General features: G+C 34.3%; 24 protein-coding genes. 13 read left to right on the plus strand and 11 right to left on the minus strand.

Annotation, left to right across the window (positions count from 1 at the left end):
• Positions 1-897, plus strand: coding sequence for an alpha/beta hydrolase (locus ACFSTE_RS16910; RefSeq protein ID WP_378254553.1), 897 nt, complete (start codon positions 1-3; stop codon positions 895-897).
• 3 nt (positions 898-900) lie between these two features.
• On the plus strand, positions 901-1,623 hold the full coding sequence (locus ACFSTE_RS16915) for a DUF6733 family protein (RefSeq protein WP_176030479.1): 723 nt from the start codon (positions 901-903) through the stop codon (positions 1,621-1,623).
• Between the two features lie 6 nt (positions 1,624-1,629).
• Here the strand turns inward: ACFSTE_RS16915 and ACFSTE_RS16920 are convergent, their stop codons facing one another.
• Positions 1,630-1,752, minus strand: coding sequence for a hypothetical protein (locus ACFSTE_RS16920; RefSeq protein WP_378254555.1), 123 nt, complete (start codon positions 1,750-1,752; stop codon positions 1,630-1,632).
• 161 nt (positions 1,753-1,913) lie between these two features.
• Here ACFSTE_RS16920 and ACFSTE_RS16925 point away from each other — a divergent pair, with 161 nt between their 5' ends.
• Positions 1,914-3,383 carry a CoA-acylating methylmalonate-semialdehyde dehydrogenase gene (locus ACFSTE_RS16925; protein ID WP_378254557.1) on the plus strand — a complete coding sequence of 490 codons (1,470 nt, stop codon included), beginning with the start codon at positions 1,914-1,916 and terminating at the stop codon, positions 3,381-3,383.
• A 327-nt stretch (positions 3,384-3,710) separates the two neighbouring features.
• Here ACFSTE_RS16925 and ACFSTE_RS16930 read toward each other — a convergent pair whose 3' ends face one another.
• From ACFSTE_RS16930 to rlmH, 8 genes are all read right to left on the minus strand, one after another.
• Positions 3,711-3,968, minus strand: coding sequence for a hypothetical protein (locus ACFSTE_RS16930; RefSeq protein ID WP_176030478.1), 258 nt, complete (start codon positions 3,966-3,968; stop codon positions 3,711-3,713).
• A 311-nt stretch (positions 3,969-4,279) separates the two neighbouring features.
• Positions 4,280-4,951, minus strand: a complete 672-nt coding sequence (locus ACFSTE_RS16935; RefSeq protein ID WP_378254560.1) for an acyloxyacyl hydrolase — start codon at positions 4,949-4,951, stop codon at positions 4,280-4,282.
• Between the two features lie 813 nt (positions 4,952-5,764).
• A complete protein-coding gene (locus ACFSTE_RS16940) occupies positions 5,765-6,487 on the minus strand; it encodes a YebC/PmpR family DNA-binding transcriptional regulator (protein ID WP_176030476.1) in 723 nt (240 codons plus the stop codon).
• A 72-nt stretch (positions 6,488-6,559) separates the two neighbouring features.
• The gene (locus tag ACFSTE_RS16945; protein ID WP_378258891.1) at positions 6,560-6,850 is read right to left on the minus strand and encodes a 4a-hydroxytetrahydrobiopterin dehydratase; all 291 of its coding nucleotides are present in this window, start codon (positions 6,848-6,850) and stop codon (positions 6,560-6,562) included.
• Between the two features lie 42 nt (positions 6,851-6,892).
• Complete coding sequence (locus ACFSTE_RS16950; RefSeq protein WP_378254562.1) at positions 6,893-7,849, minus strand: septum formation inhibitor Maf; 957 nt, start codon at positions 7,847-7,849, stop codon at positions 6,893-6,895.
• 39 nt (positions 7,850-7,888) lie between these two features.
• Entirely contained in the window at positions 7,889-8,476 is a 588-nt protein-coding gene (locus ACFSTE_RS16955; protein WP_378254564.1) for a Maf-like protein, read from the minus strand.
• A 6-nt stretch (positions 8,477-8,482) separates the two neighbouring features.
• Entirely contained in the window at positions 8,483-9,373 is an 891-nt protein-coding gene (locus ACFSTE_RS16960; RefSeq protein WP_378254566.1) for a geranylgeranylglycerol-phosphate geranylgeranyltransferase, read from the minus strand.
• 126 nt (positions 9,374-9,499) lie between these two features.
• Positions 9,500-9,973, minus strand: a complete 474-nt coding sequence (rlmH, locus tag ACFSTE_RS16965) for a 23S rRNA (pseudouridine(1915)-N(3))-methyltransferase RlmH (protein WP_176030472.1) — start codon at positions 9,971-9,973, stop codon at positions 9,500-9,502.
• A 51-nt stretch (positions 9,974-10,024) separates the two neighbouring features.
• Here rlmH and nadC point away from each other — a divergent pair, with 51 nt between their 5' ends.
• From nadC to ACFSTE_RS16990, 5 genes are all read left to right on the plus strand, one after another.
• Positions 10,025-10,882 (plus strand): carboxylating nicotinate-nucleotide diphosphorylase, encoded by an 858-nt coding sequence (nadC, locus tag ACFSTE_RS16970; protein WP_176030471.1) that lies wholly within the window; start codon positions 10,025-10,027, stop codon positions 10,880-10,882.
• A 4-nt stretch (positions 10,883-10,886) separates the two neighbouring features.
• A complete protein-coding gene (locus tag ACFSTE_RS16975; protein WP_176030470.1) occupies positions 10,887-11,810 on the plus strand; it encodes a YihY/virulence factor BrkB family protein in 924 nt (307 codons plus the stop codon).
• A 27-nt stretch (positions 11,811-11,837) separates the two neighbouring features.
• Positions 11,838-12,398: a chalcone isomerase family protein gene (locus ACFSTE_RS16980; RefSeq protein ID WP_176030469.1), complete on the plus strand. Its 561-nt coding sequence runs from the start codon at positions 11,838-11,840 to the stop codon at positions 12,396-12,398.
• Between the two features lie 140 nt (positions 12,399-12,538).
• Positions 12,539-13,099, plus strand: coding sequence for a chalcone isomerase family protein (locus ACFSTE_RS16985; protein ID WP_378254570.1), 561 nt, complete (start codon positions 12,539-12,541; stop codon positions 13,097-13,099).
• A gap of 230 nt (positions 13,100-13,329) precedes the next feature.
• The gene (locus tag ACFSTE_RS16990; protein ID WP_378254572.1) at positions 13,330-13,899 is read left to right on the plus strand and encodes a chalcone isomerase family protein; all 570 of its coding nucleotides are present in this window, start codon (positions 13,330-13,332) and stop codon (positions 13,897-13,899) included.
• A gap of 97 nt (positions 13,900-13,996) precedes the next feature.
• Here the strand turns inward: ACFSTE_RS16990 and ACFSTE_RS16995 are convergent, their stop codons facing one another.
• On the minus strand, positions 13,997-15,526 hold the full coding sequence (locus ACFSTE_RS16995) for a DUF3472 domain-containing protein (protein ID WP_378254574.1): 1,530 nt from the start codon (positions 15,524-15,526) through the stop codon (positions 13,997-13,999).
• A 259-nt stretch (positions 15,527-15,785) separates the two neighbouring features.
• On the opposite strand from ACFSTE_RS16995, the gene priA reads away from it, so the two are divergent.
• A complete protein-coding gene (gene priA / locus ACFSTE_RS17000; RefSeq protein ID WP_378254576.1) occupies positions 15,786-18,239 on the plus strand; it encodes a replication restart helicase PriA in 2,454 nt (817 codons plus the stop codon).
• Positions 18,240-18,257: 18 nt separating this feature from the next.
• Here priA and ACFSTE_RS17005 read toward each other — a convergent pair whose 3' ends face one another.
• A complete protein-coding gene (locus ACFSTE_RS17005; RefSeq protein ID WP_176030464.1) occupies positions 18,258-18,977 on the minus strand; it encodes a LytR/AlgR family response regulator transcription factor in 720 nt (239 codons plus the stop codon).
• A gap of 171 nt (positions 18,978-19,148) precedes the next feature.
• Between ACFSTE_RS17005 and rpsF the strand changes: the two genes are divergently transcribed.
• From rpsF to ACFSTE_RS17025, 4 genes are all read left to right on the plus strand, one after another.
• Positions 19,149-19,487 (plus strand): 30S ribosomal protein S6, encoded by a 339-nt coding sequence (gene rpsF, locus ACFSTE_RS17010; protein WP_176030463.1) that lies wholly within the window; start codon positions 19,149-19,151, stop codon positions 19,485-19,487.
• Positions 19,487-19,786 carry a 30S ribosomal protein S18 gene (rpsR, locus tag ACFSTE_RS17015; RefSeq protein WP_176031169.1) on the plus strand — a complete coding sequence of 100 codons (300 nt, stop codon included), beginning with the start codon at positions 19,487-19,489 and terminating at the stop codon, positions 19,784-19,786. Before rpsF ends, rpsR begins: the two co-directional genes overlap by 1 nt.
• 16 nt (positions 19,787-19,802) lie before the next feature.
• Positions 19,803-20,252, plus strand: coding sequence for a 50S ribosomal protein L9 (gene rplI, locus ACFSTE_RS17020; RefSeq protein WP_378254578.1), 450 nt, complete (start codon positions 19,803-19,805; stop codon positions 20,250-20,252).
• Positions 20,253-20,363: 111 nt separating this feature from the next.
• Entirely contained in the window at positions 20,364-23,579 is a 3,216-nt protein-coding gene (locus tag ACFSTE_RS17025) for a TonB-dependent receptor (protein WP_378254580.1), read from the plus strand.
• The last annotated feature ends 53 nt before the right edge of the window (positions 23,580-23,632 follow it).

The following is a 23,632-nucleotide window of genomic DNA, read 5'->3' on the forward strand; positions in this document are numbered from 1 at the left end:
ATGGAAGTAGCAGATTGTATCGAAAAAAAGATCCGGATAGGAACATTTTCAATAGCTGCCAAAATCTGGGGAAATGAAAACGGAATCCCCGTATTAGCACTGCATGGGTGGTTAGACAATGCGAATACTTTTGATAAGATAGCCCCAGAATTAGCTTCGGATTTGTATATCGTAGCCATTGATTTGGCAGGTCACGGTTTATCTGATCACAGAAGTGATGATAGCGCCTATTATCTGTGGGATTATGCTATGGATGTACTAAAGGTAGTAGATCAGCTAGGCTGGAAAAAATATAACATTATTGCACATTCAATGGGAACAGGAGTTGCCTCAATTATTGCAGGAGCTATGCCTAAAACGATTGATAAATTAGTGTTTATAGATGGGCTTGGAGCTCCTTTTGTAATCAAAGAAGAAGATATTGTTTCAGGATTTCGGAAATCAGTTCAGCAATTAAAAATGGCTAAAAAAACCAAATTGTTTGGTTTTTCTGAAGAAACAGTGCCTTATTTCAAAACTAAAGAAGCAGCTGTAAAGGATAGAGTAGATAATGTTATAGGTCCTATTTCTGAAGCTGCAGCATCTATATTAGTAGAAAGATCTCTAAAAACAATACCAGGAGGTTTTCGTTGGATGTATGATCCTAGAATTGTCCTTCCCGAAGGCTATAGAATGACAGAGTCACAAGCACAGTTGTTTATAAAAAAAATAAGTAGTAAGACTCTGATATTATTAGGAAAACAAGGGTTGTTTGGTACAGGAATGTACGAAGGGCGATTGGCGTCATTTCATTCGGCAGATATACACTGGCTCCCGGGAGGGCATCACTTACATATGGAAACGGCAAGTGAAAAAATAACAAAACTTATACATCAATTTTTTAAGAATTCACATTAAATCATGAAAAAAATCATTCTAACGATAGGGGTTGTATTGCTCGCTTTTGGCAGTGTACAATCACAAGAAAAAAAGGAAAAGAAAGCAACTTTTGCAACACAAATATTGCATAACAGTGTAGCCGGATTTTATCCTATATTTTTCGGAAACTTTGAAACAAATAAAAACTATGATATTACCATCTATAGTATTTTTTGGACAAATCCGTCTTTTGGGAATTTAGCATCAGGAAGTGATTTGTTATTAGAAACCGGAGTTGGTTTGGGGTTTAAGTTATTAGATAAAAGTCTGTATGTAAATCCTTCATTAGGAATTTCTCATGGAAAGTTTTCTTCCGATAGTAAAGGAACGAAAATAGGAGAAGGATTAGTACCTAATCTATTTGTAGCCTATAATAAAGGATTGTTTGATTTTGAAGGATATATAGCGTATTACAAGTCGCTAAGAGAAGATGATGATATCAAAACAAAAGACTTTTTGCTCAACTGGGCAGCACCTGGGATTAATGTAAGCAAACGAGTAGTGTTAGGAGCATATTATGAGTCTTTTGGTATCACCAGACAAGAATCAGGAGACCCGCTACTTATTTATAGATGGTTGGGAGGCTCGCTAAAATTACGCTTTGATAAAGGAATTTCTTTTAGGGTATCAGCAGGAGCAACCTTAAAAACAGAAGCAGGAACTGCAGATGACTTCTATAAAGTAGCTGCATTTATCCCTTTGTAATATGAATTACCTGATAAAATATGCCTCTACAAGGTATTTGTATTTTGAAACTACCTGCCCATTGTAATTTGTAAAAGGAGTTTCAGAATAAAAAGTAACCAGAAGAATTCCCGGAGAATGAATTACCATGATAACCTATTTTGTTAAATTCATGCTGGGGTAGGGATTTCATTATAAATGAAATCCCTTATTTCTTTTATATACTAGAATTGAATAAATAGTGTTATCAAAAAAAGCGGAAGGGAAAAAAATTGTAATGGACACTAAACGAATAGCGAAAAAAAATATAAATGATGAATGTATTACAAGAACAACTGGAAGTTAAAAACTTTATAGGCGGAGTATTTCATAATGAATCTTCCGAATTTTTAAGTGTTATTAGTCCGTTGGATGGAAAAGAAATAGGAAAAGTTCCTATGTCTGATGGCAAGATATTGGATAAAGCTGTGAATGCAGCAAAAAAAGCCTTTGTTTCCTGGTCAGCAAAAACAATAAAAGAACGAGTACAGGTTTTTTTTAGATATAGAAGTCTACTAGAAGCCCATATAGAAGAATTATCAGATCTGGTACGATTAGAAGGAGGTAAAACCTATCAAGAAGCAAAAGCAGAAGTAGAAAAAGCTATTGAACTGTGTGAATTTGCGGTTTCATTGCCACAGATTGTACAACATGAAATTCAGGAAGTAAGTAGGGGAGTAGAGTGTAGGGTAGAAAAGAAACCTCTCGGAGTGGTGGCTTCAATTTCTCCTTTCAATTTTCCAAGTATGGTACCCCATTGGACGATTCCTAACGCAATCGTTTTGGGAAATACAATGATTGTGAAACCCTCAGAAAAAGTTCCTCTGAGTTTAATGAGAGTGGCTGAATTATTAAAGGAAGCAGGGTTGCCAGATGGAGTCTTTAATGTTGTTAATGGAGGAAAAGAAATCGTAGAGGAAATTTGCGATCATCCAGCTATAGAAGCAGTTTCTTTTGTAGGGTCTACTACTGTGGCAAAAATAGTCTATCAAAGAGCCACAAATTCACTAAAGCGCTGTTTGGCATTAGGAGGGGCTAAAAACCACCTTATTGTACTTCCAGACGCAGATGTAGAAATGACAGCTTCCAATGTAGTGGCGTCAATGTCAGGATGTGCCGGGCAAAGATGTATGGCAGCATCAGTTATGGTAGGAGTAGATCAGGTAGACCATATTATAAATAAAATGGTAGCAGTAGCCCGTGATATCATTCCGGGGGATGGAGTAGGAGCAGTTATAAGTGAAGAGGCAAAGAAAAGAATTGAAACATATATAACAAATGCAGAAAAAAATGGAGCGAAAATTTTACTAGATGGGAGGAATACAATTGTAAAAGGAAAAGAAAAAGGGTTTTATGTAGGTCCCACTATTATTGATTATGTGACTCCTGATATGGAAATTGCTAAGGAAGAAATCTTTGGTCCGGTAATTAGTATTATAAGAACTAATGATCTGCAAGAAGCAATTAAAGTAGAGAATACATCCAATTATGGGAATGCGGCAGCAGTTTTTACACAGAGTGGCGCTTTGGCAAAGGAGGTAATGGAACAAGCGAGTGCCGGGATGATCGGAGTCAATATTGGAGTCCCTGTACCGAGAGAGCCTTTTCCCTTTGGAGGATGGAATGAATCCAAATTCGGAGTAGGTGATATAACAGGAAGAAGTTCAATTGAGTTCTGGACAAAAAATAAAAAGACAACCACGAAGTGGCACAAACAAGCACAGGTAAATTGGATGAGCTAATGTTTATTAACAGTTGTACCTTTTGATACCCAAATCAAAAAAACAAATGCGGATATAATTTATAGAAATAATAAAACCAATAATAGACGTAAAAAATACGCGGTTATTCCACTAATGTATTTTAAAACAATGTATTAACTTAGTATTGGATGATTTTGAACAATATCCGTTTTTCTTTAAATGATTTATTTATTAACCACAGAAAAAGACAATCGTACTGATTGTCTTTTTTTATATAAAATTAGGGGGGAATTTATAAAGTAATTTATACTAATAAAGTGTTTAGATTATTGCGCAGAAGTACTTTGCTATACGTAAGAAATTTTGCTACGATGCACGTTCAATCCATCTGGAACCTTCCCGGACGAATCTTTTGTTATCTAGATGTAATACTCTGGTAAGTTTAAACGCTTCCAGAAAAATAGTCTCGATACTATCGATAGTTTTAGGTTGTTTACAACCATTAAAGGTAAAAATTCCGTTGTCTAAAACGATATTATTACCCCTGTGGTCTTTAATCTTTAGAAAGCCATTTTGAGCCGCTTTCTTTATAAATTCTTTTATTAGGCATTTATCAATCTTCATACGGCTAAGTTAAAAAATGTTGTAAAAAATAAAAAAGTGTTTCTACGCTAAGTTTTTATGCTAAAACCTTTAATAATACTAGGAAAAACCAAAAAGGATCTCATTTTACACGATGAGATCCTTTTTACACACACAAACAAAAAATTCAATGAATATATTTACTACTAATTTTTAAAACTTTTCCTTAATTCTTATACTCAAAGGTACTATTATTACCTCCTGATTATAGGGTTTTTAGATAAGTAAAAGGATTGTATAGGTGAATAGCAGTATTCATACGTTGAGCAGTATTTTTTGTGTTGTGTCGTATTTTATAATGCAAGCATTAGTCCTCCACTAATAAAAAAATCGTTGACACCTCCATTAGGATACTTTAATCCGGCATTACTGATATGCCTAAATCCAGGACGGATATCAATGTATGCATCTTTAAGAATTTTGATAGTAAGCCCAGCTACAAAATTATCAGAAAATATAAACCCATCAGATTGTCTGGCAGGAGTTCCCTTTACATAATGAGGACCAGAGCTAATAAGCGCATAGAAACTCAGCAGATCATTTATAAAGTTTTTTCGAATTAAAATTCCGACGTTTAATCCTACTTCGTATCCATCAATTGTTGCTACCGCTTTATCCAGATGCTTGTACTTTGTCAAGTTGTATTGTGGTTGTGAAAGTAAATCTATCCCCCAGGAACTTTTACGTAGTAATGAATAATAGTATTGTGCCTGAAAATAAGTAACTTCATAACTATACGTTACATCTAAACCAGCTTCGTCTGGCTTGATTTTATTTTTAATCAGGAACTCCTTAATAGAATTCGCATCTTTTTCGTTGATGTTGGATAATAACTGATTGAGATGTTGTGCCCCGTACCCAACAATAAAACCTAGTTTATGTTTTTTTCCTTTGAAAATTAAATCTTCTTGCGAAAAAGAAAATTGTACCACAATAAACAGGGTAATAATACTTAATTTTTTCATAGCTTTTTTTGTTTAAGGGCGGCAAAATTAGCAGATGAAATAAAGGAGATGTGACTAAAAAATGGTAAAATAAAACTATTGTTTTGTTAAAGTAACTCCAACTCGAATGATAAGATGGAAAAAGTTTATTAAGGAGGACCTATTTATATCATAAGCAGGAAATAGAAGAAGAGGACAATGATTTTTCGGAGCAAACCAAAGAGCATTTACATCTTATTTATTGGACAAAAAAAGAAAGGAGAAATAAGTTTTTGAATCAAATTTTCTGATTATACAAATATGATTAATAAAAAGTTATCATTAATTTTATCCCGAAAAATAGTTTCCAACACTATTAGCAACTCTTAAGTAGCCTAAAAAACCTTTGTAACTCAATTACTGTTTAATTTTTACAAATAAGAAGACTGCATAAGAAGCTTATCTGCCCAAAAGGTAGCAGGCATAAAAAAAGCTGATAGTTGGCGCTATCAGCTTGATAAGTTTCTATGTTCAACAAGAATGTGCTACCGCCAAGATGAAATGAGCCTGGAAAACTTAATTTCATTAGCTAGTCTTGTACTAGCAGCTGTAGGAGTAGTCATAAAATGGCTGAACTACAGAAAAAAATAATATGTTATTTTCCACCTCTTTATAGGGGTGGTTTTTTATTATCTTATAATTCTTATACAAAGATAATTAGATTTATCTGTATTACGGTCGAATTTACTTAAAATATTTATTTCCAGTATGGGAATATGTTTCATTTATGCCCAAAAAAAAGTAAAAGCCACTAAATATATAGCAGCTTTTTATATAAAAAAAGGGATTTCTAATTTATTCGGCGTTCGATTCTTCCATGGTATGGTATACATTTTGAACGTCATCATCTTCCTCTATTTTTTCTAATAACTTCTCTACATCAGCAGCTTGTTCAGGAGTTAGTTTTTTGGTTACCTGAGGAATACGCTCAAAACCGGAAGATAAAATTTCGATATTTCTGTTTTCCAATTCTTTTTGGATTGTACCAAAGCTACCAAAAGGAGCATAGATTAAGATACCATCCTCATCAAGGAAAACTTCTTCTGCACCAAAATCAATAAATTCCAGTTCTAGTTCTTCATGATCAATACCTTCAGAATTAATTCTGAAATTACAAGTGTGATCAAACATAAATTCTACAGAACCCGAAGTCCCTAAGTTCCCATCACATTTATTAAAATAAGAACGAATATTCGCTACGGTACGATTGTTATTATCAGTAGCAGTCTCTACCAGGATAGCAATACCATGAGGAGCATACCCTTCAAACAAAACTTCTTTATAGTCCCCAAGATTTTTGTCGCTGGCCCTTTTAATGGCTCTTTCGATATTGTCTTTAGGCATATTTGCAGATTTCGCATTTTGGATAACAGCACGTAATCTGGAGTTAGAGTCAGGATCCGGTCCTCCTTCTTTTACAGCCATTACAATATCTTTACCAATACGAGTAAATGCTTTAGCCATTGCTGACCAACGTTTCATTTTTCGTGCTTTTCTAAATTCAAAAGCTCTTCCCATGTTCTAGTTTTAAAAAATCGTTATACAAACATAAGTAGAATGCAAATTTTTCGCAAACTCTCTTTGTGGAATTTATTCATCTCCTTGTATGATAGATTCTATTGTAGTTGCAAGTAAAAAATCTTTATCAGTTACTCCTCCTGCATCATGAGTAGATAAAGAGATATTCAGTGTATTATAAATATTAGTCCAATCAGGGTGATGATTCTGGATTTCTGCTTCAAAAGCAATGCGCCTCATGACAGAAAAAGCGTCTTTAAAATCTTTGAATTCAAAAGAAGTGTGAATTGCATTGTCGTTATATTCCCATCCATCTAGCTTATGGAGACGTGTTGTAATTTCGTTTTCAGTAAGTTTTGTCATATTGTTGTTAGTAATAGAAATAATTTTATTCATTCGGGTTGTTTAATTATAGTTATAAGAACGTAACTTCAAACTATCTCTTAGAAACACGTCTTTGTTTGTGTTTTTTGACCAATAGTCAGAAGTAATTGTCTTTATTTTCTTTGCGGTAGTGGTTAGTGGTGTCGCATTGCTGCCAAATCCACTTAAGGTTGTTTCTGACCACTGCTCAATTGTATGTGGAAAAGAAGTAGTAAACGTAATATTTACTTCCCTTCGTAAATCAGGATACGATAATGTATAGGTAGTGGTAGTAGCATTTTTTTGCAATGATGCAGTAACGGGATATGCTTTTATTTCTTTGTGTCTAAGTCTGCAAAATTCTAATGAAGGGATCATAGTAAGGTTCCCGGTTGGCAATTCGGTAGGACGAATTCTGATTTTTGTCCAGATTTCATTTTCCAAAATATCTTTATCCAGAGAGAACTGTTGATCCGCTTCTCCCTGGAAATAAGAGTGAGAAGTAATGTCGAATTGCTTTCTGTTATTGATTTGTGCATATACATGACCACACCATTCCTGCATAGAACTGGAAATCTTCAGAGCGTGCTGGTGGTCTCCAACAGGGTAAAAAACACTTTGCATAATGGAGTACGGGTAAATCCCTGTGACAAACTTTTTTGTACTGTTTAGCTTAAGCACGGGAATGTTATCTGGATGCTGTTGGTCTGCTTTGACCTGTTCTCTGGGTAAAAAATCTTCCGTTACATAAATTAATGCGGCGGTTCCTTTTCTGAGTTCTCCGTATCGTGCTTGTGCTAACTCATAAGAAGATATCTCTGCTTTCCCGGCATACCAGTAATTTTTAAAATCTTTAGTAAGTTCCTTGGGAGGTTCACTCTTGGGCTGTAGTTGGGCAATAGTGTCCGCTGAAATATCAGCGGTGTTTTTCACTTGCGTATTGCAGGCTATAATAATTGCAATAAGCAGAATAGGAAAGGAATACCATATTTTTTTCATGAGAATATTTTTTTACTCCTATCACAAAGTACAATAAAGCTATGAATTAACCATACTCATTAACGTTTCATAAACAAGATGAGTAGGTAGTCCCATCACTGTAAAAAAACTTCCTTCAATATGAGTGATTCCAATAAAACCAATCCATTCCTGTATCCCATATGCTCCAGCTTTATCCATTGGCTGATACGTTTTTACATAATGTGTAATTTCTGCTATGGATAAATCTTTAAATGTTACTCGTGTTGTGTGATTAATAGTTATAGAAGCCGTTGTTGTTTTGAAGCAAACAGAAGTGATTACTTCATGTTGCTTTCCAGAAAGAGATTGAATCATTTTTATTGCTTCCTCTTCGTTTTTGGGCTTTCCTAATGCTTTGTGATTATGCCACACAATAGTGTCACTGGTAATTAATATGTCATTAGGTTCAAGCTGCTCAAAAGCAGCAGATTTTAATTCACATAAAAAATCAGAAATGGCAGCTCCCTGTAAGTGGTCAGGATAAACTTCATCCACTTCTTTGACATCGATGTGAACATCAATACCCATATCCTTGAAAAACTGTTGCCTTCTGGGAGAACCCGATGCGAGAACAATACGGTGGTTTTTTAAGAGTTCATTTATCATAATCGATTATTGAAAAATAAGTGTTTTATATAAGGCAAATGAAATAGCGGCTATTACCATTACAATTTTGATCAAGATACTTAATAATTTAAAGTCCTTTATTGTTTCTGCGGTCCAGCTCTTAAAAGAAATAATTAGCAGGGGAGCGATTAACCCTAGGAGTACAAAAAGAGTAGCCTTTGTATTTGCAAAAAGATAGGTATAAGTATAGTAAAATAATAATGCACTAATCAGAAGTGATAAAGCCATTATGAGTTTAGCCGTTCTCGATTTTCCCAGTGCTATAGGAATTGTTTTTATTCCGTGATTATAGTCGGTGTCTAAGGAGTAACAATCCTTTGCAATTTCCCGTACAAAAGTTAATAAAAAAGCGAGGATAGCATAATCTTTTACGATAGAAAATATAAAAGAAACAGCTTCTCTGTTTAGAGGAGTAATTGTAGGAACCAGATCAAAAATAGCAATAGCCAAAATACTTACCGAAACCAAAATAGCCATGGTTATATTTTTGACAACCAATATTTCCTTAAGATATGTGGCGTATATATAATATATAGCAGAAGTAAGGATGAAAATAGTGACAAAACCGGGTTTTCCAATAATATTAGACAAGTAAAAACCAATAAGTACCCCAATTGTACTAAGAATAATAAAAAGTGTATTAGCTGTTTTTTCTCTAATTTTTGAAGGAATTATAGCAGCAGCAGCATGTGTTTCCAAAATAATGTTTCCTGCAGCACCAATACAAAAGGTAGCAATAATAAGTAATAAAATCCCCAGATCACTAAGAAGGAGATCTATATCTAATGAATTGAGAAGACCGTATCTAAGACATAATTGAGCCAGGATAATAAAGAGTAGATTTTCGATTTTTATAAGTTTAAAAAAAGAAAGCATAGGGTATTTTTAGTTAGAGATAATAATTGGTGGTAAATGTACTAATTAAGGATTGAACTCATCTTGACTTTTTCTATTTCCTAAAAAATGACCGAAAAGAGATGATATGCTGTTCTGTTCTGTGGTTTATCTATGGTGATAAGGTTCGTTTTTTAAAATTGTAAATCCTCTATACAATTGTTCGACAAAAAACAGACGTATCATTTGATGTGAAAAAGTCATTTTGGACAAGGACAATTTGCCATTACTACGTTGGTAAACTTCCTCAGAAAACCCATAGGGACCCCCAATAACAAAAATCAGTTGTTTGATACCGCTATTCATGTGTTTTTGGAGGAGTTCTGAAAAGGAGACAGAATCGTACTGTTTTCCGTTTTCATCTAATAAGATCAATGTGTCAGAAGTAGCAACTTTGGAAAGAATTAGTTGTCCTTCCCGCTCTTTTTGTTGAGAAGTTCGTAAGTTTTTGGCATTCTTAATATCAGGGATGATTTCTATAGAGAATTTGATATAATGCCCCAATCTTTTAATGTATTGCTCGATAAGATGTGCTAATTGCTTGTCATCTGTTTTTCCTATTGCCAGTAATTTTATTGTCATTTTTTACAATTCGCATTTACTTTGCTACATTAGCAAAAATAACGATTCAATATGATTAGTGAAGCGCAATTTAATAAAGAAATTGATTTAATTATAGCCAATGCAATTCGGGAAGATGTGGGAGATGGAGACCATAGTTCATTGGCCTGTATTCCTGCAGAAGTAACCGGAAAAGCAAAACTGTTGGTAAAAGACGAAGGAGTTTTGGCAGGAGTAGAGTTCGCCAAAAAAGTTTTTGCTTATGTAGACCCAGAAATGAAAGTAGAAACTCTGTTAGAAGATGGGGCTAGTGTAAAATATGGAGATATTGCTTTTTATGTAGAGGGCGCATCTCAATCAATCCTAAAAGCAGAACGCCTGGTATTAAATGCAATGCAGCGAATGAGTGCGATTGCAACAAAGACTAAGAAGTTTGTTTCTTTATTAGAAGGTACAGGGACAAAGATATTAGATACCAGAAAAACGACTCCTGGGATTAGAGCTTTAGAGAAATGGGCAGTAAAGATCGGAGGAGGAGAGAACCACCGTTTTGCACTATACGATATGGTCATGCTAAAAGACAATCATATTGATTTTGCAGGAGGGATTACTAAAGCAATCGAAAAGACAAAAAAATATTTAGATACCAATAATTTGGATCTGAAAATTATTGTTGAAGCCAGAAATCTACAGGAAATCGAAGAAATTTTAAAAACCCCGGGAGTTTATAGGATATTAATTGATAACTTTAATTATGAAGATACAAAAAAGGCAGTAACCTTAATCGGAGATACATGTCTTACAGAATCTAGTGGGGGAATTAATGAAAAAACCGTACGAAAATATGCAGAATGTGGGGTTGATTATATTAGTAGCGGAGCATTAACACATTCGGTTTATAACTTGGATTTAAGTTTGAAAGCAGTGTAGATATATGTCAAAGGCAATAGAAGATAAACTGGATAAAATTCCTGTCATTAACATATTAGTTCGTGTAGGGAAAAAAATCATTTTACCAGGGTTTGAAGGTTTATCACTCTATGATCTCATAGAAATCTACACAATTGGGATTATTAAAGGAACTTTTTCGGCAAGAGCCAGCGCCATTTCTTGGAGTTTTTTTCTATCGTTATTTCCATTTTTATTATTCCTGTTGAATCTGATTCCTTATGTGCCAATAGAGAATTTTCAAGTCAATTTTTTTGAATTTATCAGTGAATTATTACCCAAACAATCCTCTGGTTTTTTTAAAGAGATTTTTGATGATATTGCATCTAATCCCAGAGGGGGATTATTGTCTACAGTATTTGTGCTTTCCATTGTTTTAATGACCAATGGAGTAAATGCGGTTTTTTCCGGATTTGAATATTCGTATCATGTGACTCTAAATAGAAACTTTATAAAACAATATATTGTAGCATTAGGAGTATCTATTATTGTGGCATCTTTATTGTTATTAACCGTAATAGTAACTCTGTATTTTAATTACCTTGTATCAGAATTAAATACAATAGGAGTAGTAGACGATACTGTTTTTTGGTTAACTGTTGGAAAATATGGGATTTTTGTTTTAATGATTTTTTTGATAATTGCCATTCTTTTCTACTTTGGGACTACAGAAGGAAAAATGAATCGTTTTTTCTCTCCTGGAGCAGTTATGACAACCTTGTTGTTTATCGTAACCACATATTTATTTGGAATTTATATTGATAATTTTTCAAATTATAATAAATTGTATGGGTCGATTGGAGCAATGCTTATTTTAATGTTGTACATATGGCTTAATGCAAACCTATTACTATTAGGGTTTGAGCTGAATGCTTCATTAAATCAATTGAGAAGAAAAAGTAATAATTAAAAAGAGTAAATCAAATTAATTAAGGGTATGAAAAAAATGTTTTTTTTATTTGTGGTAGTAAGTGTAATGACCTCAGGAATTGCACAAACAAAAGTTGGAGATGCAGTATTGCCTAATGAAGTAACTTTTAATAGCGAAAGTCTGGAATTAAATGGAGCTGGAATTCGAGAAAAGTTCTTTTTTGATATATATGCCGGAGGATTGTATTTAAAAAGTAAAAGTACTAATGCAGCTCAAATAGCAGCAGCAAATGAAACGATGGCAATTAAGCTACATATATTATCAGGAATGATGTCCAGAAATAAAATGGCGAATGCATTAAGGGATGGATTTAAAAAAGCAACCAATGGTAATATAAAACCGCTACAGGATCGTATTGAAAAGTTTATCGGATTTATCAATAACGAAATTGAAGTAGGGCAAGTTTATGACATTGTATACGAAAAAGGAAAAGGGAGTGTGATTTATAAAGACGGAAAAGAAAAAGGGTTTGTAACTGGAATGGATTTTAAAAAAGCACTATTTAATATATGGCTGGGAAAACAACCAGCGGATAAAGGATTAAAGTCCGAATTATTAGGAAAATAACGTTCACACAATTTATCGGTCTTTTCTAAAATTAAATAGTTGTTTGTTAAAAAAATTAACAAAAAAACTGTGCGTGCATAATATTTTTATATTTTTGCGCGGATGATCAAAGTTAGAGTATAAACCTATTTAATTACAAAATGAATAAATTATTGCTAATAATTGCTTTCTTATCTTTTGCAACCTCTACCGCTCAGATAAGGATTGGTAAAGCTATATTACCCTATGAAGAGACAATAGATGGGATCGATTTAACGATGAATGGAGCTGGAATGCGATCTGTATTGTGGATTGATATGTATGCAGGAGCTTTGTATCTGCAGAAAAAAAGTAAAGATCCGAAAGAAATATTAGATTCTAATCAGTCGATGTCAATCAAGTTGGATATTGTATCCGGATTTGTAACCCAGCAGAAAATGATAAAAGCCGTTAAAGAAGGTTTTGAGAAAGCCACTTTCGGAAACACTAAGATGTTAGACGAACGAATTAATAAGTTTATAGGATTCTTTTCAGAGCCTATTGTCAAAAATGATGTATATGATCTGGTGTATATAAAGGATGTAGGAGTAAAGGCTTTTAAAAACGGGAAAGAACTAGGAATGATCAAAGGATTGGATTTTAAATACGCTCTTTTCAAGATATGGTTAGGAGAAGAACCCGCTAGTGAGAGTGTTAAAAAAGGTATGTTAGGCTTGCAGTAACATTCACATTCATATAACAAACAACAAGTGTATAAGGTCTGGAAACAATGTGTTTCCAGACTTTTTTTGTTTTCAAAAAAAACAATAAATATATAAGTGTCTGATTGTCTATTATTCCCATGCCTTTTTATTCAGAAATAAATTTTTAACAAAATTTAACGATAGGTTTTAGATGTATTACTGACTAACCCTCAGAAAGCATTATAAAGAACAATAAACTATTATAACATATGAATAAGATAATTACACTAGTATTTACGGCAGTTTTGATAAGTACGGCAGCAATCGCCCAAGTTCGGGTTGGTGATATAGTACTACCTTATAAGGTGAATTTTGACGGAGAAGATTTGACATTAAATGGAGCAGGGATTAGAAGTGTTTTAGGGTTCAAAACCTATTCGGGAGGTTTGTATACCAAACAAAAGTACAGTGATCCTAAAATAGTTCTGGAATCAGATGAAAGCATGTCGATTCGACTTAATATCATATCAAAAAAAGTTACCAATACGCGAATGATCAAAGTATTCAGAAAAGGTTTTGACGATGCAATGTTTGGGAATACCGAAAGTATTCAGGATAGAATTGAAGACTTTCTAAAATTATTCGCTTCTCCTACACAAATCAATGACTTTTATGAAATGGCGTATATTAAAGGAAAAGGTGTAAAAACCTATAAAAACGGAGAAGAAATCGGTTTTATCAAAGGAAGAGATTTTAAATATGCATTGTTTAAGATCTGGTTAGGAAATGAGCCGGCCTGTGAATTAATCAAAGGAGGGATGCTGGGACTAAGTAAATAAAAGTAATAATTACCCTAGGAAAAGAAGCTGAACTCTGGATTAACCTCAGTAGAATTCAGCTTCTTTATTTTTTAAAATTTGGATATTAAAAACAGGATTATTCTAGTGTAGAAAAATCAATTTTTGGAATATTATTACCTGTACTGTTTCGCTCTAGCGTTGTGTTTTTTGAGATGTTACCATTAAAAAAACCACAGTTTTTTAAGAAAAACCCTGAGCCATGTACTCCACCAGAGTAGTCAAAACGAAATTCATTTTCTGCTGTTGCATCATATGTAAATTTAGCTTGTGTAATTTCATGCCAGGTATTGTTGGTATCATATACCCACTGGTTATAAAAAGCACCACTTCTTTCAATAGCTCCGGTGCTAGTATTAAAGTTCTCCAGAAAAGAATACTGATTAGTAATATATGAATTTGTTTTAGGTCTTCTAAAACTAGCAATCAAATCCCATGTTCCTATAGTAGGATCCATAAAGTAAGCTGTAAAATCCGTGTGATTATTTCCTGCTGGTTTTCCTACTAATAAAAACTTATATCGCACACCAGCGTTCCAGTTATATACCTTATAACTTTGACCTCCGGATCCTTCACCTCCAAACTGCTGAGTGATAACATTTGCACCTTTTTTTAGTAATTTTATCCTGTATTCTTCAGGAATACTTCCGGGATTATCCGTGGAATATGGACTCCATACAGAAAATAGGATTCTTCTTTCGGTATTTGAGTTGACCTGAATACCAAAATAACCATGCTGAAAGCCATTAACCATATAAAAAGAACCAACGGCATCCTGACCTGGTTGTACTTCAACTTCGTTATAAAATGCTTGTGTAGCACCAGAAGTAGGAATAACATATCCTAAATGTACCGACGGACCTCTTCTTCCAAAATGAATGTCATTTTTTACAAACTTAATATTTCGATCGGTAGCATTCCCACCCAACATTACAGCTTTAACATCAGCATAACTGTAAGATGTTTTTGTAATTCCTTTTAGGTCGAGATAATAATATCCTTTTGTGAGTACTTCAAGTTCTCCGATATATATGTCCTTAAAAGTTGTATTGTTAAGTGTTATTGTTTTTGATTGATTACCAAAAGAAGCTTCTATTTGAGAAGTGCCAGATTGTACTCTCGCGTTAATTCCTATTGCATAAGTACCTGGTTCTTTAATATAGAAATATGTTCTTGCTGTAGTATTTTTATTATTCCAGTTTGTAATTCCATTAGAACCTACAATTCTAAGTGTTTCAGTTGGATTATTAACTACCCATGTATTTCCTTGAGTTGCTACAGAAATAGTAAAATTTATATCCGGGTTTACTGGATTTTCAGAACACTTTCCGAGATTAGTCCAGCTTAATGTTGTCTTTTGATATACGTTATATGGTATGGAACTGTTTTGGCGATATTTTACTATATCACCAACTACATAATGATTAAATCTGTCATATATATCGATCAGGTTGCAATCACCTATGTACTCTTTGGGGTTTTTGCTAAGAGATGAATTAGGAGCTGTTTGCTCTTCATTGTTAATAGGATCATTATCATTTGAACATGATACGGCAAGCATATAGCAGGTAAGTGCTATAATAGCAAAGTTGAGTTTTAAGAATTTCATTTGTTTATATTTTAATTTGAGAGCAGAACTTCTTTTTTGATCAAAAAGTATGGGTGCAATGTTAATTTTTTGATAATAAAAAATAGGGTTCATGATATGATCGCACAGCCTTTTTTAATTGAAAAAACAAGAGTTTTTGATTCTTTGTATATTACACTTTTTACTGTAAGATATTCTTGTATTTTTGTTTACTTGTTTATATTGCATAATGATATAACCATATTTAACTAACTTATAGATCACTAGATACCTGCTGTTAATGTCGTATTTTATAGATGTAATTCTTCCAATTCCTCTTCAAAAATCGTTTACGTATCAAATTAATAAAGAAGAAGCAGTTTTTTTGCAACCAGGAATGCGTGTTGCTGTGCAGTTTGGAAAAACAAAAGTGTATGCAGCCTTGGTGGAAAGGGTTCATAGAGAAGCACCAGTGGTATATGAAGCAAAAGATATCGAACATATCCTGGATGAAGAACCGATTGTTACAGCTGAGCAATTAGCATTATGGGATTGGATTGCAGCGTATTATATGTGTGCTAAGGGAGAAGTAATGAGAGCTGCATTGCCAAGCGCCTTTTTGTTGGAAAGTGAAACAATAGTTCATAAAAAAGAAAATTCTGAAATCATAGAAACTACACTAAAGGATGATGAGTTTTTAGTATTTGAAGCCCTGCAATACCAAAGTGTTTTAAGAATTCATGAAATAGCTAAGATCGTAGGAAAGAAAACAGTTTTGCCACTTATAAAGCGACTGCTAGAGAAAGAGGTTATAACTGTAGAAGAAGAAATTTACGAACAATACAAACCAAAAATAGTACGTTGTGTTTCGATTCATGAGCAGTATCAAGAAGAAACTGCATTACAAGAATTATTAACCTCACTCACCAGAGCTCCCAAGCAAAAGGAGGTATTAATGCATGTTTTCATGCTACAGTCAAAATCCCAAAAAGAAATTAGAGTTTCTGATTTGATCAAAATTTCAGGAACCAGTACTGTAGTTGTAAACTCTTTAATAGCTAAAGAGATCTTAGTAGCATATGAGTTGCAATCCGATCGGATACAGTATAATGGAGGAGAGGTAGCAACAAGTAAAAAACTAAATGAATTTCAAGAAAAAGCGTTGGCAGAAATAAAACATGTTTTTGAAGAAAAAGATGTTTGTCTGCTTCATGGGGTAACATCTTCAGGAAAAACAGAGATTTATGTAAAATTAATAGAAGCAACGCTTGCGCAAAACAAACAAGTGCTGTACTTGCTACCGGAGATTGCACTGACGACACAGTTGATTGTCAGATTGCAAGCCTATTTTGGGGAGCGGTTAACAGTCTATCATTCTAAGTATTCTGTTAATGAACGGGTGGAAGCCTGGAATAATGTAAAAGCAAATAAGGAGAAAGCTCAAATCGTTATAGGAGCACGGTCCTCAATTTTTCTTCCGTTTACAGATTTAGGGTTGGTCATTGTAGATGAAGAACACGAAGGAAGTTTTAAGCAGTATGACCCTGCACCCAGATATCATGCTAGAGATACTGCTATTGTATTGTCTAAATTGTTCAGAGGGAAAGTCTTGTTAGGATCTGCGACCCCAGCAATAGAAAGCTATTTCAATGCCCGTAATGGGAAATATGGTTTAGTAGAGCTAATGAGAAGACATGGGAATGTATTGATGCCGGAAATTAATTTGGTGGATTTAAAAACAAAATACAAAAGAAAAGAAGTAACAGGTCATTTTAGTGATACCTTATTGCAAAGCATACGCGAAGCTTTGAAGGAAGAAGAACAGGTAATTTTATTTCAGAACAGAAGAGGGTACTCTCCTGTGGTAGAATGTAATACATGTGGGCATGCTCCTCAGTGTACAAACTGCGATGTGAGTTTGACATATCACGAAAGAAAAAACCAATTGAGATGCCATTATTGTGGATATGCTATAGCTATGTTGCATAAGTGTATGGCATGTGGAAGTACAGAATTGTCAACCAAGGGGTTTGGAACTGAGCAAATAGAAAAGGAATTAAAAGAGCTCTTTCCGGATAAAAATATCGGACGGATGGATCAGGATACAACCCGGGGTAAACACGGGTATGAAAAAATTATTACCAAGTTTGAGAATGGTGATATTGATATTCTGGTAGGAACCCAAATGTTGTCCAAGGGATTAGACTTTAGAAATGTTACACTGGTAGGTGTGATGAATGCAGATAATCTGTTGAATTTTCCAGACTTTAGAGCGCATGAACGCAGTTATCAATTAATTCAGCAAGTTGCTGGGAGGGCTGGTAGAACGCAGAAACGAGGAAAAGTACTGATACAAACGTATAATCCATATCATCAGATATTGCAACAAGTTACTGTAAATGATTATTTAGCAATGTTTAAAGATCAGATAGAAGAAAGAAAACAGTATAAATACCCTCCTTTCTATAGATTGATTAAATTTACAGGAAAGCACAAGGATTATAATAGAGTTGATGAGGCTGTAAACTGGCTAGCTACATCATTTCGCAATGTTTTTAAGCAGCATGTGTTGGGACCAGAATTCCCTCCGGTATCAAGAATAAGAAACCAATATCATAAAAACATATTGATTAAAATACCTCAGGGACAATCGCTTGATAAAACTAAAGAAGTATTAGGTAAAATATTGACCTCTTTTAGTAGTATAAAAGAATTCTCAGGGGTTAGAATTCTCATTAATGTAGATAATTATTAAAATTATCGTTTCCGTTAATTAGTTGCTGCTATTGTTGTTGTCCAGCGCTTCGATAAGCGAATGTTTTTTATGTCTGCTCAATGGTATTTTCTCATCCTCTATCTCAATATTTCTACTGTTATATCGGTCTACCTTATCTAGATTGACAATATAAGACTTATGAATTCTCAGAAAACGATCACTAGGTAATTCAGCCTCAAAAGATTTCATAGTTGCTAATACAACAATCGGATCTCCTTCCGCCATAATTAACTTTACATAATCTCCTAAAGCCTCCACGTATTTTAAGTTGCTTAGATAGATTTTTCGCTTTTTAAGATTACTTTTCACAAAAATATAATCATCGTCTTCTACGCCATGCTCAGAGGTTAATCTAGACATGCTTAGCGCTTTGTCTACTGCAGCATTAAAACGTTCTCTTTTCAATGGTTTTCTTAAGTAATCTATAGCGTCATAATCGAATGCCTTAAAAGCATATTTCGTTTTTCCGGTAACGAAAATAATATGCGGCTTGTTTTCCAGATCATCCAGTAGGTCAAATCCAGTGAGTATCGGCATTTCTATATCTAAGAACAAAAGATCAACAGGAGTATCCAGTAAACCATTTTTAGTCTCAATAGCATTATTCCACTCCGCCACTAGCTCCAATGACGGGTGTTCATCTATCAATTTTACAATTGCTAGTCTCTGAAGGCGGGAGTCATCTACTACCGCACATTTTAATTGAAATTGTTCCACTATAGAATATTAATATATAAAGTACAATATTAAGGAATATATCTTTCTTTAACAAATGAAATGGTTCTTGATCGATAAAAAAAGGTGTTTCATCGAGGTATTCAAAAGAGGTTGTGAAATTGAAAAAAAAGAACTAATTTTGCAGCCAATTTTAAATTAAAAATAGATTTTATGAATCATTATGAAACTGTTTTCATCTTGAATCCCGTTTTATCTGAAGATCAGATAAAGGAAACAGTTAAGAAATACGAAGACATTCTTGTTTCTAACGGTGCCAAGATGATTGCTAAAGAAGACTGGGGTCTTAAGAAGTTAGCGTACGAAATCCAACACAAGAAAAGCGGATTTTATCATTTATTCGAATACACAGTGCCAGGAGAGGCTATCAACGCTTTAGAGTTGGAATTCAGAAGAGATGAGCGCGTGATGAGATATCTTACCGTTCGTTTAGATAAGCATGCAATTGCTTGGGCTGAAAAAAGAAGAAATAGAAACAAACAAAAAGCTTAATTATGTCATCGATAGAACAACAAGCTAAAGGAAAAAAAGACGGAGAGATCAGATATCTTACTCCGCTTAATATAGATACTACTAAGAATAAAAAGTATTGTCGTTTCAAAAAATCTGGTATCAAGTATATCGATTATAAAGATCCTGACTTTTTATTGTCTTTTGTAAACGAGCAAGGAAAATTATTACCACGTCGTCTTACAGGAACATCATTAAAGTACCAAAGAAAAGTAAGTGTAGCTGTAAAAAGAGCACGTCACCTGGCACTAATGCCATATGTAGGTGATTTATTAAAATAAAATTCGTCATAACATTATGGAACTTATATTAAAGAAAGACGTTGAGAATCTAGGATTCGCAGACGATATAGTGGAAGTGAAAAATGGGTATGGACGTAACTATTTAATTCCTCAGGGATATGCAGTATTGGCAACACCTTCTGCAAAGAAAGTATTATCTGTAACTTTAGAGCAGCGCGCTTTTAAAGAAAAGAAAATAGTTGAGGAAGCACAAAAACTATCTGCTAAAGTTACTGCTTTAGAAATCAAAATACCAGCAAAAGCTGGGGTAGCTGATAAGTTATTCGGTTCTGTATCTAATGCAGATTTAGCTGAAGCAATTAGCAAAGAAGGTATCGAAATGGACAAAAAGTTTATTACAATACCAGGAGGAACAATCAAGCGTCTTGGACAGTACGAAGCAAAAGTACGTTTCCATAGAGAAGTGATAACTCCAGTTTCTTTTGAAGTAATCGCTCAGGCGTAGCTAGAAGATATCAGTTAGTTAATAACTGACATATAAAAATGTAAAAAACCGCTCATTTGAGCGGTTTTTTTGTGTACCTTAATAATAAGTAATTAACACAAAGCATTTTATATGAGAAAAACTATCTTACTGATAATGTTACTGGGAGTGTTTAGTATAACCAAAGCTCAGGTAACCACCTCTAATATATCAGGAATTGTATATGATGGAGCAAATGTGCCTCTTATGGGGGCAAATATTAAAGCAGTTCATGGACCTACTGGTACTACTTATGGAGGAGTCACTAATTTTGATGGACGTTTTAATTTGATAAACCTGAGAATTGGAGGTCCCTATAGAGTGATGATAAGCTATGTAGGATTTAAGAAAAAAATATTTGATAATGTCTATCTGCAATTAGGACAAACCCACAATATCAGTGCTGTTCTGGTAGAAGATAGTAGTGAATTAGAAGAAGTAATTATTACTACTTCTAACAGTGCTACATTTAGCAGGGAGCGAACAGGCGCAGAAACCAGTATTGGGAATAGAGAGTTAAAAACTTTACCGACGATTACAAGATCAGCGGCAGATTTTTATCGCTTAGAACCTACTGCTTCTAGTAATGGTTCTTTTGGTGGGCGAAATGATCAATTTAATAATTTTAGCCTGGATGGCTCTATATTTAATAACCCATTTGGACTGGATGCAGCCACACCAGGAGGACAAACAAATGCGCAACCTATTTCATTAGATGCTATTGAGCAAATTCAGGTATCCACAGCTCCTTATGATGTAACACAAGCTGGTTTTACCGGGGCTTCTGTCAATGCTGTTACCAAAAGTGGAACCAATAACTGGAAAGGAACTGTATATGGTTTTTATAGGAATCAGGATATGACGGGAGATAAGGTAGGAGGAGATGATATTATTGTCCCAGATTTATCACAGGCACAATATGGAGTTAGTATCGGAGGACCAATTATAAAGAATACGCTTTTTATTTTTGGAAATTTTGAAAAAGATGATAGGGAAGACCTGGGGTCTAATTTTTTAGCCTCCAGAGCAGGTCTTACAGGTGCTAATGTGTCGAGAGTCACCGCAGAAGATTTGGATTTTGTGTCAGAACAATTGGCACAATTAGGTTATGATACAGGAGGATATGAAGGATATACGCATGATACAGAATCAGTAAAAGGGATTCTAAAACTAGATTGGAATATCAATGATAATCACAGGCTTGCTTTTATTTATAATTTCCTGGATGCCTCCAGAGATTTACCAGCACATCCAGAAGCAGGAGGAAGAAGAGGACCGGATTTGACAACCCTACAATTTAGAAATTCTGGATATAGAATTAATAACAAAATAAGCTCTGCCTTATTAGAACTTAACTCTGATTTTTCGCAAAAAGTGTCTAATAAGTTTCAAGTTGGGTATACATTTTTTGACGATTCAAGAGATCCATTTTCAGTACCCGCACCTCCTATAAATATATTAAAAGATGGAGTTCGTTATATTGTGGCAGGTCATGAGCCTTTTTCTATTCACAATCGCCTGGAGCAAAAGGTAATTCAGTTAACGAATAATTTGAATTTGGTAGCAGGAGATCACACGCTGACTTTTGGAGGAAGTCTGGAGAAATTCGAATTTGATAACTCATTTAATTTGGGGTTGTATTCTTATTTTGGAGCCAATGGAGGTGTTGGTTTTTTTGCTCCGGACTTTAACAGAGTACGAATTGATCCAACTGACCCGAATGACAATAGTTTCGAACGAGCAATTACCAATGGAACAATAGCGGCTGCCCTGGCAAGTGCCCGTACTGTTTTTGATACCAATAATAATGCCGGTAGTTGGGCTTTGGCAGAAACCAATGTCGGACAATTAGCTTTTTATGCTCAGGATAAATGGAAAGTTGATGATCAATTGACACTGACTTATGGAATCAGGATTGATAAACCGTTATTTTTTGATACCAAAGAAAAAATAGAAGAAAATATAGAAAGAGCAGCAGGAGGAACCTTTCCTGATGGAAATTATCAACCCAATATTACTTATTTTGATGAAAATGGAGATCCTGTAAAATTAAACAGTTTAGACTTACCATCAGAAGATATTTTGTTTTCCCCACGTTTTGGGTTTAATTACGATGTTAGAAGTGATAAAACTATTCAATTACGAGGAGGGACAGGAATTTTTACAGGAAGATTGCCTTTTGTATGGATAGGAAATCAGGTGGCTAACCCGAATTTTTTCTTTTATACTACCTCTCATCCGGATTTTAAATTTCCTCAGGTATGGAGAAGTAATTTTGGAGTGGATTATAAAATGGAGAATGGAATTGTCGCTTCAACTGATTTTATTTACACCAAAGACATTAATGCACAAATGGTTCGTAATTATGGATTGTCAACACCCAAAGGAACCTTGAGTGGAGCAGATAACAGACCGATCTATCTGAATTCGGATCGCGCCGTTAATGAATTTGGAGATGCGACAAATGCGTATGTTTTTACGAATACAGATGTAGGATATTCATTTAATTGGTCGCTAAAGTTACAGAAACGTTTTGAGAATGGGATTTTTGCCAGTATCGCCTACAATTTTTTAGAAGCGGAAGATGCCAGTTCGTTAGAAGCAGAGATATCCAGTGATGCATATAATAGAAATCCTGCTTTAGGGCATGTTAATGAAGCAATCAGTTCAGCTTCGAGATACGGAGATAAACACCGGATCGTGGGGCAGATAAATAAAGTTTTTCATTATGGAGGGAAAAAACAATGGAGAACTTCTATTGGAGCCTTTTATGAATACGCAAAAGGTGGGCGGTATTCATACACGTATTCCGGAGATATAAATAACGATGGATCTGATTTGAATGATTTGTTGTATATCCCTACAGCAAATGAGTTAACATCGTATCGTTTTAGCGGAGCAACCACAGCAGAACAAGAAGCACAGCGACAAGCTTTAGAACTATTTATTCAACAAGATGAATACCTGAGAGATAGGAGAGGACGATACGCAGGGAAATATGCGATAGTAAGCCCCTGGAGAAGCAGATGGGATGTGAAATTTTTACAGGATTATGACCTTACTGTAGGAAAGAATCAAACAAATACAATTCAGTTAAGTCTTGATATTTTGAATTTTGGAAACTTGATTAGCTCCGATTGGGGTGTTATTGAATTACCGGTTAACCAACAACCTGTAGGGGTAGTTGTAGACGAGGCAACTCGTATTCCTACATATACTTTTGATACTACGCAAACTAAAACATATGGAAATGATTTTAGTTTGAATTCTAGATGGCAAGCTCAAATCGGTCTCAGGTACATATTTTAATATTTTATATATAAATAATAGAAAACTGTTCTCATCATGAGAACAGTTTTCTA

The sequence above is a fragment of the Aquimarina hainanensis genome, from assembly GCF_042684685.1.
Classification (GTDB): Bacteria; Bacteroidota; Bacteroidia; order Flavobacteriales; family Flavobacteriaceae; genus Aquimarina; species Aquimarina hainanensis.

Bases quoted from the DNA above. Each gene is read 5' to 3' on its own strand.
- ACFSTE_RS16910 (WP_378254553.1), top strand. From the start codon at position 1: ATGGAAGTAGCAGATTGTATCGAAAAAAAGATCCGGATAGGAACATTT.
- ACFSTE_RS16915 (WP_176030479.1), top strand. From the start codon at position 901: ATGAAAAAAATCATTCTAACGATAGGGGTTGTATTGCTCGCTTTTGGC.
- ACFSTE_RS16920 (WP_378254555.1), bottom strand. From the start codon at position 1,752: ATGGTAATTCATTCTCCGGGAATTCTTCTGGTTACTTTTTATTCTGAA.
- ACFSTE_RS16925 (WP_378254557.1), top strand. From the start codon at position 1,914: ATGATGAATGTATTACAAGAACAACTGGAAGTTAAAAACTTTATAGGC.
- ACFSTE_RS16930 (WP_176030478.1), bottom strand. From the start codon at position 3,968: ATGAAGATTGATAAATGCCTAATAAAAGAATTTATAAAGAAAGCGGCT.
- ACFSTE_RS16935 (WP_378254560.1), bottom strand. From the start codon at position 4,951: ATGAAAAAATTAAGTATTATTACCCTGTTTATTGTGGTACAATTTTCT.
- ACFSTE_RS16940 (WP_176030476.1), bottom strand. From the start codon at position 6,487: ATGGGAAGAGCTTTTGAATTTAGAAAAGCACGAAAAATGAAACGTTGG.
- ACFSTE_RS16945 (WP_378258891.1), bottom strand. From the start codon at position 6,850: ATGACAAAACTTACTGAAAACGAAATTACAACACGTCTCCATAAGCTA.
- ACFSTE_RS16950 (WP_378254562.1), bottom strand. From the start codon at position 7,849: ATGAAAAAAATATGGTATTCCTTTCCTATTCTGCTTATTGCAATTATT.
- ACFSTE_RS16955 (WP_378254564.1), bottom strand. From the start codon at position 8,476: ATGATAAATGAACTCTTAAAAAACCACCGTATTGTTCTCGCATCGGGT.
- ACFSTE_RS16960 (WP_378254566.1), bottom strand. From the start codon at position 9,373: ATGCTTTCTTTTTTTAAACTTATAAAAATCGAAAATCTACTCTTTATT.
- rlmH (WP_176030472.1), bottom strand. From the start codon at position 9,973: ATGACAATAAAATTACTGGCAATAGGAAAAACAGATGACAAGCAATTA.
- nadC (WP_176030471.1), top strand. From the start codon at position 10,025: ATGATTAGTGAAGCGCAATTTAATAAAGAAATTGATTTAATTATAGCC.
- ACFSTE_RS16975 (WP_176030470.1), top strand. From the start codon at position 10,887: ATGTCAAAGGCAATAGAAGATAAACTGGATAAAATTCCTGTCATTAAC.
- ACFSTE_RS16980 (WP_176030469.1), top strand. From the start codon at position 11,838: ATGAAAAAAATGTTTTTTTTATTTGTGGTAGTAAGTGTAATGACCTCA.
- ACFSTE_RS16985 (WP_378254570.1), top strand. From the start codon at position 12,539: ATGAATAAATTATTGCTAATAATTGCTTTCTTATCTTTTGCAACCTCT.
- ACFSTE_RS16990 (WP_378254572.1), top strand. From the start codon at position 13,330: ATGAATAAGATAATTACACTAGTATTTACGGCAGTTTTGATAAGTACG.
- ACFSTE_RS16995 (WP_378254574.1), bottom strand. From the start codon at position 15,526: ATGAAATTCTTAAAACTCAACTTTGCTATTATAGCACTTACCTGCTAT.
- priA (WP_378254576.1), top strand. From the start codon at position 15,786: ATGTCGTATTTTATAGATGTAATTCTTCCAATTCCTCTTCAAAAATCG.
- rpsF (WP_176030463.1), top strand. From the start codon at position 19,149: ATGAATCATTATGAAACTGTTTTCATCTTGAATCCCGTTTTATCTGAA.
- rplI (WP_378254578.1), top strand. From the start codon at position 19,803: ATGGAACTTATATTAAAGAAAGACGTTGAGAATCTAGGATTCGCAGAC.
- ACFSTE_RS17025 (WP_378254580.1), top strand. From the start codon at position 20,364: ATGAGAAAAACTATCTTACTGATAATGTTACTGGGAGTGTTTAGTATA.